Below are 13,976 nucleotides of genomic sequence, written 5' to 3'. Positions count from 1 at the left end.
ATTCATTTAACATTTCACATTGAGTGACTTATGATGTACATAAGGAGTGTGATTCTATGAACCTACTAGAAAAGCAAAAACGATATTTTAATTTACAAAATACAAAACCAATTGCATTTAGAAAAGATGCATTAAATACACTTGAAACGGCACTTAAGGCATATGAAAACAAGATTTATGATGCATTTAAAATCGATTTAGCAAAACCTGAAATGGAGGTATATACGACCGAACTTGCAGTGGTATATCGATCCATTCGCGATGCGCAAAAAAATCTTGGGCAATGGATGAAACTTCAAAGGGTTAAAACACCCATGGTTTTAGTGGGACGAAAAAGCTATAAAATGTATGAGCCTTTAGGAAATACATTGATCATAGGGCCCTTTAATTATCCCTTACAACTCGTTCTTGTGCCCCTTGTAGGAGCGATTGCAGCGGGAAATACCGCGATCATCAAGACATCCGAACTGACACCCAAAATTTCAAGCGTAATACATACTATGATATCAGAATTTTTTTCTGAAGATTATATTGCGGTCGTGGAAGGGGATGTGACGGTGAATCAAGCATTACTCAAACTTCCCTTTGACTTTATTTTCTTCACCGGGAGCACGCAGGTTGGAAAAATCGTGATGCAACATGCTGCAGAACATCTTACACCGGTAATTTTAGAGTTAGGGGGGAAAAGTCCTTGTGTGGTAACCCAAAATGCAAATATTACATTAAGTGCTCAACGAATTGCATGGGGGAAATTTTTAAACAATGGCCAAACATGTGTTGCACCGGATTATATCCTTGTCTCAAAAAAGAACGAAGCGGCCCTAACACAAGCACTTATCAAAGCAATTAAAGCCATGTATGGGGATGATTATCAAAATAACGAAGATTATGGAAGGATCGTGAACTTAAAACACGCAGAACGACTTAAAAAGATAATTGAAGCCCATCAACAAGATATTGTATTTGGTGGCAAGACGGATGGAACATTTATTGAACCAACCTTGCTATCCCTAAACCATGCGGAGGGACCTGCAATGGAGTCTGAAATCTTTGGACCGATTCTCCCCATTATTTCATTTGATACACTGGAAGAAGCGTACTCAATCATCGAAAAAAATCCCAAACCATTATCCTTATATTTGTTCACTGAATCTTTTGAAGAACAAGACGCCATTTTAAATCGCATTCAATTTGGTGGTGGCTGCATCAACGATACAATTTTACATCTTGTGAATGATGCACTGCCTTTTGGAGGTATTGGAAATTCTGGCATAGGAACCTATCATGGATTTTCGAGTTTTGAAGTTTTTTCAAACTGCAAATCAATTATGAAATCAAGTGCAATACCACTATCAGTGATGTATCCACCTTACCGAAAAACAAAATTTAACTTAATCCAAAAGATATTTCGATAAACTGCATCAAGTTTGAATTACAATACGCGTTCTATAATAAAAAAAAGTTATGAGTAAAAGAAGCGTTTCATTAAAATAGTGAAATATTTTTTCAAAAAAAGCAGGGGGTATTCCCTTCTAAAAGCGCAAGATTTTTACACAAAATATATTGCCCTATATATAAGGATAGAAAAATTGAAATAATTGGCACCTTTTAGATCAAAAAATATAAATTCAATAAAACGTGAAATGCACAATTTATAAAATTAATTTGAAAGACTTATGATATAATACAAACGAAATGAAGAGAGGTAATAATATGAAAACAAAAGATTTAGCCTTAGAGGCATTAATTGCGGCAGTTTATATCGCAGTTACCGTGCTTCTAAAACCGATTTCATATAGCTTTATGCAAGTTCGTATTTCAGAGGTGATGTTGATTCTAGTTCTATTTAATCGAAAACATGCTTATGGATTAATAATTGGTTGTTTACTCGCGAATTTTGTGAGTGATGCGGGGATTCTGGATGTCATTTTTGGTACATTGGCAACGGCAATCACCTGTTTCTTAATGAGTATTACAAAAGATGATCATTTGGCTCTTGTGTGGCCAGCTCTTGTGAACGGAATTATCGTTGGCGCAATGTTAGGTTATGTTCTCAATGTTCCGTACTTACCGGCTATGGGATGGGTATTTTTAGGTGAATTTATCGCAACATTTGTTCCGGGTATTTTCTTAATTAAGCCACTAAAGAAAAATACCAAGATGCAAGAAATATTTGGATAATCACATAATTTCACACAATTCAAAAGATAACTCGGAAACTCACTTAGATAGTGAGTTTTTTAATTTCACAATGTCTTCACAAACAAGCGAAACGTAAAATTATTTGCCAAACAAATATTCTTATGCTATTCTTCTCAAGTCTTTTTTGAAAGGAGACATTTTAATGAAGAAATACTTAGTGATTATCTACATGGTGGTCATGGTAACAATCATTAGTGGGTGTGCCGTGAATGCGGATGCCAATGTGGATATTACCTATCCAGTACTAAATGACATCGCTGAAAATAGCGATGAACCTTATAGGTTTAAAATAAGCGAAAAAATTGAAGATTTAGAAGAGCCTGGTGTTGAAGAACGCGAAGCTTCTGAGGTTGTGTCGGGTGGAGCCAGTTGGATCTATGCGAAGACACAAGATGGTGTACGTGGTACAAAAACAACAAAATACAAAGAAACATATAACATAAAAGACGAATTGTTATCACGTGTTGAAATTCCTGAAGCGGCTGTTATCGAGCCAACAACCCCTACGCTTTACGAAGGGGGTCAAAAGGCTCAAGCAGGTGCTTACTATGAAGCAAGCCGTATTACTCGATATGGCGTTGACTGTGATGGCTGTAATATGAACAGTGCGGGCGAAGGTGGTACAGCTGCCGGAGTTCGTGTAAGTACTACAGCAGTGCAACAAGGCGATGGTTCTTGGTTGCCAGGAATTACATATAACGGATATTACATCATTGCAACATCAAGCTCAATTCCAATGTGCTCGATCGTTGAGATATCAAACCACACAGTAAGTGGTAAAGGAATTGAGTACAATGTACCGTTCCGCGCAATTGTATTAGATCGTGGTGGTGCCATTCAAGGGTCAAAAATTGACCTGTTTGTGGGTACAGAAACCAATATGGGTGTAACCCAAGGATCTGTACAGAATGCTCATGTTGAAATTATAAGTGTGGGTAACGGCTGTTAAAGCTTATGATAGGGTCTTAAGTAGCCAAAGGTCCTATCCACAAAGACCGAGTATACTCGGTTTTTTTTGTTTTTAAAACATGATATAATTGACCCATGAACAAACTAAAGATACAAGAAGTAATTGTTGTAGAAGGAAAGCATGACAAGGAAAAAATCCTTAAATGTGTTGATGCCGATGTTATTATGTCCAGTGGCACACACATGTCAGCAGATTTCTTGGCATTATGTAAAAGATTGAATGAAGAACGCGGGATTATTGTGTTTACCGATCCGGATGGGCCTGGTGAAATGATTCGACGTCGTATTATTGAGACGGTCGGAACATGCAAGCATGCATCGCTTCATGTCTTACAAACAAAAAAGAAACAAAAAGTAGGCATTGAACATGCAGACTGTGATGATATCGTTGAGGCATTAAGTACATGCTCTACTTTTTCATTAAACAATCAATCCTTAACGCTTCAGGAATTCCAATCTTTGGGACTCAGTGGCGCAAGTGATAGTGCATTGCGTCGTGATTTGTTGTCGGAGGCATTTCGTTTTCCTAAGTCAAATGCGAAATCATGCCTGAAATATCTAAATATGCTTAATATTACGAAAGCAGACTGCCTAATGGTTTTGAAAGAGAGTAATTATGAAAACAATCGCTAACTATTCCGTAAGTATGGAATTACTACGTCGCTATGAACGACGCGCAAAGAAACACTTTGGACAAAATTTTATCATTGATCCTTCTGTTGTCCGTAATATTGCATCACAAAGTGGTGCGGGTGGGACTGTTTTGGAGATTGGTCCGGGTTTAGGAGCTTTAACGCAACAACTCGCGGAAACATATGATCACGTCATTGCTTATGAAATTGATCCTCACATGGTTGAAATCTTAAACGAATCACTTGAGGAATACGATAATGTGAAGGTCATTCATCAAGATTTTTTAAAAGCGGATTTAAGTATGTATACAGAACCCATTACGGTTTGTGCGAATTTACCGTATTACATCACAACCCCAATTCTTTTTAGATTGATGGAGTTGGATATTGTTGCAATGACGATTATGGTTCAAAAAGAGATTGCAGATCGTCTTGGCGCAAGTCCACAAACAAAAGATTACAGTTCTCTTTCGATTCAAATGCAATATTATTTTGATGTAAAGACGGTTTTAAAAGTGTCTAAGGAATCGTTCCATCCAAGACCGGGTGTGGAAAGTATTGTCATTAAACTCACACCGAAACATCAAACAATGCCGTATGATGAGAAAATATTCTTTGAATTTGTTAAGAAGTGTTTTCAGTTTAGACGTAAGACATTAGTGAATAATTTAAAAACGATTGATAAAGATGTTGATTATGCGGGTGTTTTAGAGTCGCTAGGGCTTGAAACAAACATTCGTGCGGATTACTTAACGTTTGAGGACTATCTCCGTCTTTATGGAGCTTTATATGCGTAAAAAAGCGTATGCAAAGATAACACTCTATTTGCACGCAGAAAAAAGGGTCGATAACATGCTTCACTTCAAGAACATTATCGTCCCTATTGATCTTTTTGATATGGTTTATCTTGAGAAGCATGACACCATGCACATCGAAACGGATAAAACATATTTACCGAATGATAAACGAAATACTGTTTTTAAAGCACTCATGATTATGAAACGTCAATTTAATCTCGAAGATAATTTTAAAGTGCGAATCGTTAAAAACATACCTGCACAAGCAGGTCTTGGTGGCGGTAGTGCTGATGCCGCTTGTGTCATACGAATGATTGATGAGATGTATCAATTAAACCTTACAAATCAAGCGTTGATTGATATTGCACGTCAAATCGATGAAGATACGCCCTACTGTCTTTTTAATCAACCCATGGTTGTGGAGGGAATTGGCGATATCTTAACCCCTTTAGATTTAGATATGGATCTCTATTACCTACTCATTAAACCCAGCTTTGGAGTGAGCACAAAGTCGTTTTTAAAACGTTTTAAAGACTTTACAGACTTAAAGATGTTTAATCGTTGTCTCGAGGCAATTGATGTCAATGATTATAAGGCTTTAGTTGCGAATACACATAATGATTTTCAACACCCTGTTATTAAACGCAATACACGGCTTAAAAAAGTTGTGCGAATCCTTGAAAAACAAGGGCTTGAAGGCGTTTGTATGAGCGGTAGCGGAACATCCATTTATGGTCTATCCAATCAAAAGGAAAAAGTCATGGAGGCATATGAGGCGCTCGTTTTAGATTATCCCTTTATAAAATATGGAAAGATTTTAAAAACAGAAGATTAATCTGAGTTCTTGTTTTCACAAAGAACTCTTTTTTTATGATTATTTCTTGAAAGTTGATTTAAAAACACATGTTTAGGGACATATCACCCATACTTTACATTTACTTTTATGAAATATGACGGTTTTACCGAATGAAACAGTTTGAAATGTGTTAAAATGGTTGCGGAGGCGGTCACAATGAAATATGCAATTGTTTTAGCTGCGGGTAAAGGTACCCGAATGAAATCAAATCGAAACAAGGTTATGCATGAAATACTTCATAAGCCTATGATTGGTCATTTAGTTGATCATCTTGAAGCGGTTAATACCGATAAAATTGTAGTTGTTACAGGACACCAAAATGAGCAGGTAGAATCTTACTTGGGTGATCGTGTTGAATATGCATTCCAAAGTGAACAAATTGGAACTGGAGATGCTGTATTGCAAGCACAGCAACTTCATGGAAAAGAAGGTTCGACACTCTTAGTGTTTGGAGACTGTGCATTAATTCAGCCAGAGACGCTAAATCATATCTATGAACAGCATGAGGGGCATGATTTAACGGTTATCTCTGCACAATTACAAAATCCTGGGACTTATCGTCGTATTGTACGCGATAACCAAGGACACATTGATCGGATTATCGATTACCGTAATTTGACAGAATCCGAAGTGTCAATTACAGAAATCAGTCTAGGTATCTATTGTGTAAACAATGAGTTACTTTTTAAATATTTACCAGAGATTCGTGACGAAGAAGTTACTGAAGAAATTAATCTCATTCGACTTGTAGAGATTTTGAAGAAGAATGGTCATTCGATTCAGTCTTTACGTGTATCAGATCACCAAGAATTTTTAGGTGTAAATGATCGAATGCAACTTAATATCTCTAATAAGTGGTTACAGGCACGCGTCAATGCGAAGCATCTTGCGAATGGAGTAACCATTATGGATCCACAATCAACGTACATCGGAACGGATGTTCAAATTGCGGAAGATGTAACGATCTATCCTAATAATCATATTTATGGTGATACGACTATTGGGACAGGAACTACGCTCTTACCTAACTGTTGGCTTGAAAATGCAATTGTTGGTGAAAATTCCACAATTGATGCTTCTCGCATTATAAACAGTGAAGTTAAAGATTTTGTAACATTGGGACCGTCATCACACCTTAGAATGAATTCCGTTGTGGGTTCTCATGCTCGAGTTGGAAACTATGTTGAGTTTAAGAACACTCGATTTGGAGAATATTCAAACTGTGCACACTTGACATATTTAGGTGACGCAATAATTGGAAATAAAGTTAATATTGGCTGTGGCGTTGTAACCGTAAATTATGACGGCAAGAAGAAATATCAAACTGAAGTACGCGATGGCGCATTTGTCGGAAGCAATGCGAACCTAATCGCGCCAATTACTATAGGGGAAAATGCAGTGGTGGCGGCAGGATCGACCGTTAATGGCGATGTTGCTGATGGGGAGATGGCTATTGCACGGCCTCGTCAGGAAAACAAACCTGGATATGGTGCGAAATACAAGAATAAAGAGGGTAAATAAAAGACTATGAGAGAAGAAATGAAAGACAATACAGTTATTTTTGCGTTATCGTCGAACGTAGAACTAGCAGATGAGATTTGTGAGCATTTAGATTTAGAGCGCGGTAAGATTGATGTACGTCATTTTGCAGACGGCGAAATCTTAATCGAACCACTTGTTTCTGTACGTGGAAAACATGTTTACATTATCCAATCTACAAGTTCACCAGTAAGTGAGACATATATGGAAGTTCTTATTGCGATTGACGCATGTAAGCGTGCATCTGCAGAAGAAATTACGATTGTAATGCCATATTATGGATATGCACGCCAAGATCGTAAGGCTCGTGCACGTCAACCAATTACTTCAAAATTGATGGCAAATCTATTACAAACAGCCGGAGCAGACCGTGTTGTGACGATAGACTTGCACGCACCACAAATTCAAGGATTCTTTGATATTCCTACAGATGACCTCACTGCAGTCGCAATGATTGGTCAATACTATAGAAATAAAAACTTCCAAGATGAAGTTGTTGTTGTATCCCCAGACCACGGTGGAGCAACTCGTGCGCGTCGTCTTTCAGACACAATTCCAAACTCAACAATCGCAATTATCGATAAACGTCGTACAAAACCAAACGTTGCGGAAGCAATGAACTTAATTGGTGATGTTGATGGTAAAATTGCCGTTGTTATTGATGATATGGTTGATACCGCTGGATCACTCATGGGTGGAATCAACATGTTATATGAAAAAGGTGCTAAAGAAGTTTATTGTGCATGTACACATGGTATTCTTTCAGGACCAGCAATTGAACGCATTTCAAATTCTGACATTAAAGAACTATTGATTACAAATACAATTTCTTTAAAAGAAGAAGCACGTCAAGAGCCAAAAATTAAAGAGATTTCTGTTGGATATATGCTTGCGAAAGCAATTGAAGCGATTCAATTACATACTCCTGTAAGTACACTCTTTGATTTATTCAATGACTAGTCAAACATTTCTTAAAGTTAATCTCATTATCGTTTTCGACCGAAAGGCCGAAAACGTTTTGATGTGTCATCGACAAAAGAATCCTTATAAGGGACTCTATAACTTTGTTGGTGGCAAAAAGAATCCAGGAGAATCCGATATCGAGGGTGCCTATCGAGAACTTTTCGAGGAAAGTGGAATAACCGTAAATGATATCGAAATCAAACCGTTGTTTTTTACACAATATTTTGAAGACGGTATCGAGTTGCAAGTATTTTACGGTTACCTCAACCGAGAAGTCGTTCTCGTTCCAGAAAAAAATCCACTATTATGGATGCCCATAACAGAGGATTTCTCGGATGACACACGCTTTGCGGGTCAAGGTAATATTAAGCATATGATGGATTTAATTTATGAATCCAAACAAGGTATGTAATGATTTAAATGGAAACTGTAGATATATGTTTTAATTAAAAGCTCTGGGTAGATTATACCGAGGGCTTTTTTATATGCTTTAATCTGATCTTCATAACGTTCTACAATAATATCTAAAGAAGCATGATCACTTTTAAAGTCCACAAGAATTAGTTCGGTTTCATTGTACACATAAAAATCAATAACACCCGCATCCCCTTCAATTAAGTAAGGCATTTCATGATAGATGTGTGGATATCTATAGAGCTTTTGAGTAAATGGATGCTCGTTATATGCTTGAAGTCTCCGTTTGAATTTTGGTTCGAAATCTTTAAGATCTGTATCGGTCCAAATCCGGTGCGGAAGTTTTTCAATGGCTTCGTGCAGGGTAGACCCAAATCCGGTAGCAAACTCAAAGGACTTATCGAAATTTAAATCACGGTTTTTAGGAGTTATCGGCTCCTCTTGATCAAAAGATAGGGTCAGTTTCTCAGTGAAAACTGTGGCTCCTTCATCTTCGCTAATCGGATTAAGACTGTTTTCTGTGAGTTCCATTCCGTCAATAACACGTAAAATGGTGTTGTGAGGACTTGCAGCAAGTAATAAATCAACTTTTCGCTTATGATTTCTAAGTAATTGGTAATCTAAAGAAGCGGGTTGATATTCCTTGACTACATCAACAAGAATAAGGTGTTTCTGGGGTCTTGTGAGTGCAACATAGAGCAGACGAAGGTTTTCTTCAATCTCTTCATTATCTTGTTTTATTTCCATAACAGTTCGAATTAAATTGCGAGAAACAAAGCGCATCGGTAATTCAACATGATTCAATCCAATCCCAAAGGCATCGTCATTAAGTAAAATATCACTGTGGTCACGCACAGCATGACGTCCCATACCCCACAAGAATACAATTGGAAATTGTAATCCTTTGGATTGATGGATGGTCATTGCAGTTACAATATCTTCATCTTTATTCAGTGGTGAAGCTTCGCTACTGGTATCGTCCTTAAACTCCGCAACAAAGCGTACAAATCCCTGTAAAGTCGGAACTGAAGATGCTTGGTATTGAATTGCTTTTTCAAGGAGGAAGTCCAGATTTGTTTTATCCTGTAAGGATAGCGTTTTATTATAGACATCATTGAGTTGAATAATTTCTTGAATAATTGAGATAAGATCTTTAGATCGCCACGATAAAACCATGGTCTCAAGGGACATGTAGAGTTCGGGATTTTCTATTTCCAGTGCTTTACGAATACTTGGTGCATCCATAAGTTTAAGCGATGCGATTTGATCATCGGAATAGTTATAAAACGGTGATGTGAGCACAGGAACAAGATAAAAATCATGGAATGTTGTTGCGTAATTTAATAATGCGACAACAGAAGCAATAATCTCGGACTTATAGAAACCACTTTGATCATCAATATAATGAGGAATATTGTATTCCTCAAATGCTTCTTTAAGATAACCCTTACTTGCGTGTGATCGAACTAAAATTACCATATCTTTAAAGCGATAACCTTGATTATGATAGTTAATAATCTCTTGTGCAATATGCTGTGCACGAAGTTGATCAGATGTTTTCTTAAAACGATTATCGAGTTTTTCAATGATATGAATTTCTACGGGATGTGTATCTTCACTTTGAGAGGGAATCCCCACATTTACATGGTCGTGCTCATCATAGGTAATTCCAAATGTTAAGTTCATGAGTTTATCAAACACAAAGTTGTTGTATTCAACAATATCTTTTTTTGAACGATAGTTAAAACTTAAATATAGATTTTGAGTCGAGTCGTCAAGCATTAAGTTCTGCATGATATTTGGCTTGGCCCCTCGGAATCGATAAATGGATTGTTTGATGTCACCAACTCTAAAAATATTATTCCCTGTTGATATTTTAGTAATGATCTCATCTTGATATTCATTGGTATCTTGAAATTCGTCAACCATAATTTCTTTATATTTATGTTTTACCAATTCAGATATTTCACCGTTATTTTCATTCAAAATTTGCAACGCCATCGATTCAAAATCATTGAAATCTAAGCAGTTTTCTTCTTCTTTAAGGGATGAAAAGGTATTCAAGTAATCTTGTGTCATCTGAATTAAAAGTGATACGGTTTCCAATTGATTATTTAATAATTGGAAATGCTCATTCAAAGGCATGTAGTTTTCAAAAATTCGATTAACAGTTTTCTCAATGCGTTTTCGTTGTTCGGTGTAAACATCATTTTTGGTGTCTGCGATAACTTTGAAGTTGCAAGCAGTTGGAATTTGGTCGTAAAAGCGAATGTCGTTTTGATCAATTAACGTTTTGAGATTACCAAGGCCTTCAAGAACTTGAAGCAACATGGTACTTTGCTCGAAGTATTTTTTCCCTTTTTTGTCATTTGGGTCATAGGATTCATCAGAAATGGCAATAATTGCCTGTACATCTTTTATGATTTCATGAACTTGTTGTTGGTAAAAGTTAAAAAAGATTTGTTGGAATTCCTGAGGGAAATCGTTAAATGTGGTAGCGCTATAAAGCGATTTAACAGCTTGAACTGCATAATCTGGATCTTTTTTACTTATCAACCACGTAGCATTATCGTAAATTGCAGTTTCTAAGGATGCATAGTCAAGTGGATTAGAAGAAAAGATATCTAACAGATATTTAAGGTTTTCGTAGTCATTTTGCAGCCACATATCAAAGGTTTCTCGCATTGCTTGACGTTGTAAGAGTTTCGTTTGTGCATCATCTAGAATGTTGTCAGCCCGGGAGGGGTTGACGCCGATGATATAACCGTAGTTTTTAATGATGGTGAGACAGAAAGAATGGATTGTCGAAATTTGTGCAGTCTCAACCAAAGATATTTGTTCAGCGATAAAGTCGGATGCATTGTTTCGATACTCATCATTGAGCGCGGCAAGAAGTCGTGTTTTCATTTCAGATGCGGCAGCTTCGGTAAAGGTCATCGCACACACCTCATCAATTCGAACATTATCTTTAATAATACGCTTCATCAAACGCGCAATCAAAACGGTAGTTTTTCCAGCACCAGCTGATGCAGAAACAATTACATTTTGATTCAATGCTTCGATGGCTTGTTGTTGCTGGGGATTAAAGGTTGTCATGTTTCGTTTCCTCCTCTTCTTTCTTTAAATCTAAATCTTTATCGATTTCAATACTTGAATCCTCGGGATCCAACACGCCATTTAAGATATCCGAATAGATGGTTTGGTAAACTTGAGTAAGGAGTGGTTTGATTTTGTTCATGTCATAGGGTTTAGTCCAGGTTGTAACCACCCCATCCTTAGATTCTCGTAATCCACCAAAGTAGATTGCGGAATCATACGAGTCAAGTGGTTGTTCAAATAACCAACCGCGATATCGTTTCGATTTTAGCCATTCCGCCTCAAAATCAACGTCTTTTGAAACAACGCCTTTCGCAACTTTATACTCGAGTGATGGAACGGTTAGGTTTGGATTTTTAAATCCATAATAGTATACTGCAAGGCATTTTTTTTGGAACACTTTTTCCGCAATCATTGCATAAGTAAGTAATTGCAATTGTGTACCAGCCTTAACGCTTTCAGCGGTCATCGCTAATTGAGAACTTTTATAGTCGACAATTTGTACATAATGATCGTTTTCATCAATACGGTCAATAATACCGCGAAGAATGATTCCTTTAAACATTGTTTCTTCACGGAACCAACGTTCTTTGGATACAACTTGGAAGGTTGTATCTGCCATTGAGGCGTCAATAAAATCAAGATTCTGTTTCATTAAGTCTTGATTTCGATCATAAATCATACGATAACGTGGTTGAGTCATGGGAAATACCTTCCGTACATCCGTCCAAGGATCAAGATCTTTGCAATCGTGGTAATATTCCATCACGGCATGATTAACAGTACCGATAATTCGGGCATCAAATTTAAGAATTTCAGGTTCTCTTATCTTTAATCCACGTTCCATAAAGAATTGATAAGGGTTATTTACAAACATTTGAAATGCTGATATCGAACCGACTAATTTCCCTTCTTCTAAATAGAGCTTTTCTGCAAGATGAGGGCTTAAACGATGCTTAACCGTTTTTCGATGGGTATTTTGCGTCAAAATCCAAGACTCAAGCGCAACCCCATTAGCGTGAGCAAATTGTTCAACAGGGTAGGAAACTTCTTGGCCTTTTCCTTCATAGGTAGCGGAACTATACGACAACGTCATGTTTGCATTGTGGTCAAAGATATGATTTTGCATGTTAAGTGTAAATTTTGTGCGTTCATCTAATCGTGGATAATCTTTAATAGAGCTTAAGTATGCCTCATCGATAATTCCAGTCCGTGAACGAATTGAAGGAAAATTCTTAGCGGATAAATTCACGACGTATAAGTGGTCTTGCGGGATTAAAGGCAATGAACCATAATCAACAATCCGTAGTGGGGCATTAACCTGTTGATGCATTTGAAGTGCGTCAAGATGTTCCAACAATAATAAATAGGTTTCTTCCTGATATTCTCCTAAGTGATTTTCAAGTAAAGAACAAAGTGGGGTTAAATCACCGCGTGTATGACTTTTGATGACGTTATAACAGGCAATCAACGTTTCCTTAAAATCTAAATTCATTATCGAAGCAAGGGTGGCTTGTAAAAGCACAACATCTTCCTGAATTCGATTTTGAAGGGCAAACAAATCCGGATAGGATTCTGTTTCCTCACATAAATCATAGACGCCAAAGACATCACTAAGATCAAATTCAAAATGGTTGAGATAAGTTACAAGATCTTCACGACGTTTTAAGCCAAAAGCTCCGGACTCAATCGCTTTAATTAATTGATGAATATTAGAGTCAAAAGCAAAATCAAGCAAAGCTCGATATTGAGATTTCATCAGTTCAAAACGACGGTCTTGTAATTTTAACGGATAACCATAACGTTCAAAAATCGATTCTATTAGAGGTTCCATTGTTGTTGGGTTGGCAACCGCGATGGTTGCAGACTGATAACCATTACGAATGATATCTTGAATGACCGCTTCGAGTTCACTACGGGGATTTAATGCAACTTTAAATGCCAATGATTCAAGAGATTGTGATTGGGGTTTAATAAACGGAATGTTATGACGCGCTAAAAACGTATACTCCGCATGGGATAACCCATAGGCTACCGCCTCATAATCAACACCATCTTTGACAACGGGCTTTTCAAGAAAAGGATCAATCAAAGATAAACATTGAAATATTTCTTCTTGTAAGGGTGTATTACGAGGACATGCATCAAGTGTTAAACCGTACAAATATAATTCTTGGAGTAAGTCTATGAGAACATGCATCGTCTTGGGATATTTTAAGACTTCTTGAAGACGTGGGCAATCACAGGTTTGCAGTTGATTAAACACAGAGATTTCCACAGAACGACGATGGGTATCCGATTCAAAAAACGCAAGTTTAAAATCACGGATCGCCACCCCGAGATAATGTTCTTGTTCAGATAATAAGATGTGCTTCAAATCTTCATGAAAGATTCGATTACTAACAATGATTTTGTGCATAAAAAGCCCCCTTTAATATCAATTATAAGGGATATTGAGTGGAAGTGTATGGGTCTTTTAAAATTTCCATAAATATGTCATGATATAGA

Annotated in this window: 11 protein-coding genes; 9 read left to right on the top strand and 2 right to left on the bottom strand. The window is 37.0% G+C overall.

Annotated features, from left to right (window positions below):
- Positions 1 to 56 precede the first annotated feature (56 nt).
- The 9 genes from EPJ89_RS03165 to EPJ89_RS03125 all read left to right on the top strand — a co-directional run bounded on the left by EPJ89_RS03165 (position 57) and on the right by EPJ89_RS03125 (position 8,370).
- Positions 57 to 1,415 (top strand): aldehyde dehydrogenase family protein, encoded by a 1,359-nt coding sequence (locus EPJ89_RS03165; protein ID WP_200548965.1) that lies wholly within the window; start codon positions 57 to 59, stop codon positions 1,413 to 1,415.
- Between the two features lie 298 nt (positions 1,416 to 1,713).
- Positions 1,714 to 2,181, top strand: coding sequence for a QueT transporter family protein (locus EPJ89_RS03160; protein WP_125163916.1), 468 nt, complete (start codon positions 1,714 to 1,716; stop codon positions 2,179 to 2,181).
- Positions 2,182 to 2,344: 163 nt separating this feature from the next.
- Positions 2,345 to 3,151 (top strand): 3D domain-containing protein, encoded by an 807-nt coding sequence (locus EPJ89_RS03155; RefSeq protein WP_003774258.1) that lies wholly within the window; start codon positions 2,345 to 2,347, stop codon positions 3,149 to 3,151.
- Between the two features lie 95 nt (positions 3,152 to 3,246).
- On the top strand, positions 3,247 to 3,804 hold the full coding sequence (gene rnmV / locus EPJ89_RS03150) for a ribonuclease M5 (protein WP_161636855.1): 558 nt from the start codon (positions 3,247 to 3,249) through the stop codon (positions 3,802 to 3,804).
- Positions 3,788 to 4,600 carry a 16S rRNA (adenine(1518)-N(6)/adenine(1519)-N(6))-dimethyltransferase RsmA gene (rsmA, locus tag EPJ89_RS03145; protein ID WP_161636854.1) on the top strand — a complete coding sequence of 271 codons (813 nt, stop codon included), beginning with the start codon at positions 3,788 to 3,790 and terminating at the stop codon, positions 4,598 to 4,600. The genes rnmV and rsmA overlap by 17 nt, the downstream gene beginning before the upstream one ends.
- Positions 4,593 to 5,435 carry a 4-(cytidine 5'-diphospho)-2-C-methyl-D-erythritol kinase gene (gene ispE / locus EPJ89_RS03140; RefSeq protein WP_200542893.1) on the top strand — a complete coding sequence of 281 codons (843 nt, stop codon included), beginning with the start codon at positions 4,593 to 4,595 and terminating at the stop codon, positions 5,433 to 5,435. Before rsmA ends, ispE begins: the two co-directional genes overlap by 8 nt.
- A gap of 177 nt (positions 5,436 to 5,612) precedes the next feature.
- Positions 5,613 to 6,977, top strand: coding sequence for a bifunctional UDP-N-acetylglucosamine diphosphorylase/glucosamine-1-phosphate N-acetyltransferase GlmU (glmU, locus tag EPJ89_RS03135; RefSeq protein WP_125163921.1), 1,365 nt, complete (start codon positions 5,613 to 5,615; stop codon positions 6,975 to 6,977).
- 6 nt (positions 6,978 to 6,983) lie between these two features.
- A complete protein-coding gene (locus EPJ89_RS03130; RefSeq protein WP_125163922.1) occupies positions 6,984 to 7,955 on the top strand; it encodes a ribose-phosphate diphosphokinase in 972 nt (323 codons plus the stop codon).
- Complete coding sequence (locus tag EPJ89_RS03125; RefSeq protein ID WP_125163923.1) at positions 7,948 to 8,370, top strand: NUDIX hydrolase; 423 nt, start codon at positions 7,948 to 7,950, stop codon at positions 8,368 to 8,370. Before EPJ89_RS03130 ends, EPJ89_RS03125 begins: the two co-directional genes overlap by 8 nt.
- Here EPJ89_RS03125 and EPJ89_RS03120 read toward each other — a convergent pair.
- Together EPJ89_RS03120 and EPJ89_RS03115 are read right to left on the bottom strand one after the other, a co-directional pair.
- Positions 8,346 to 11,468 (bottom strand): UvrD-helicase domain-containing protein, encoded by a 3,123-nt coding sequence (locus EPJ89_RS03120; RefSeq protein WP_200548964.1) that lies wholly within the window; start codon positions 11,466 to 11,468, stop codon positions 8,346 to 8,348. The two genes, EPJ89_RS03125 and EPJ89_RS03120, sit on opposite strands and share 25 nt — an antisense overlap.
- Positions 11,455 to 13,887 carry a PD-(D/E)XK nuclease family protein gene (locus EPJ89_RS03115; protein ID WP_200548963.1) on the bottom strand — a complete coding sequence of 811 codons (2,433 nt, stop codon included), beginning with the start codon at positions 13,885 to 13,887 and terminating at the stop codon, positions 11,455 to 11,457. Before EPJ89_RS03115 ends, EPJ89_RS03120 begins: the two co-directional genes overlap by 14 nt.
- Positions 13,888 to 13,976 lie beyond the last annotated feature (89 nt).

It is taken from the genome of Erysipelothrix sp. strain 2 (EsS2-6-Brazil), assembly GCF_016617625.1.
Lineage (GTDB): Bacteria > Bacillota_I > Bacilli_A > Erysipelotrichales > Erysipelotrichaceae > Erysipelothrix > Erysipelothrix piscisicarius.
The sequence above is the reverse complement of the archived record's forward strand: the minus strand, read 5'-3'. Positions and strand labels throughout refer to the sequence as shown.

What these genes read in the sequence shown, in the direction of transcription:
- EPJ89_RS03165 (WP_200548965.1), top strand. Translation starts at nt 57, where the DNA reads ATGAACCTACTAGAAAAGCAAAAACGATATTTTAATTTACAAAATACA.
- EPJ89_RS03160 (WP_125163916.1), top strand. Translation starts at nt 1,714, where the DNA reads ATGAAAACAAAAGATTTAGCCTTAGAGGCATTAATTGCGGCAGTTTAT.
- EPJ89_RS03155 (WP_003774258.1), top strand. Translation starts at nt 2,345, where the DNA reads ATGAAGAAATACTTAGTGATTATCTACATGGTGGTCATGGTAACAATC.
- rnmV (WP_161636855.1), top strand. Translation starts at nt 3,247, where the DNA reads ATGAACAAACTAAAGATACAAGAAGTAATTGTTGTAGAAGGAAAGCAT.
- rsmA (WP_161636854.1), top strand. Translation starts at nt 3,788, where the DNA reads ATGAAAACAATCGCTAACTATTCCGTAAGTATGGAATTACTACGTCGC.
- ispE (WP_200542893.1), top strand. Translation starts at nt 4,593, where the DNA reads ATGCGTAAAAAAGCGTATGCAAAGATAACACTCTATTTGCACGCAGAA.
- glmU (WP_125163921.1), top strand. Translation starts at nt 5,613, where the DNA reads ATGAAATATGCAATTGTTTTAGCTGCGGGTAAAGGTACCCGAATGAAA.
- EPJ89_RS03130 (WP_125163922.1), top strand. Translation starts at nt 6,984, where the DNA reads ATGAGAGAAGAAATGAAAGACAATACAGTTATTTTTGCGTTATCGTCG.
- EPJ89_RS03125 (WP_125163923.1), top strand. Translation starts at nt 7,948, where the DNA reads ATGACTAGTCAAACATTTCTTAAAGTTAATCTCATTATCGTTTTCGAC.
- EPJ89_RS03120 (WP_200548964.1), bottom strand. Translation starts at nt 11,468, where the DNA reads ATGACAACCTTTAATCCCCAGCAACAACAAGCCATCGAAGCATTGAAT.
- EPJ89_RS03115 (WP_200548963.1), bottom strand. Translation starts at nt 13,887, where the DNA reads ATGCACAAAATCATTGTTAGTAATCGAATCTTTCATGAAGATTTGAAG.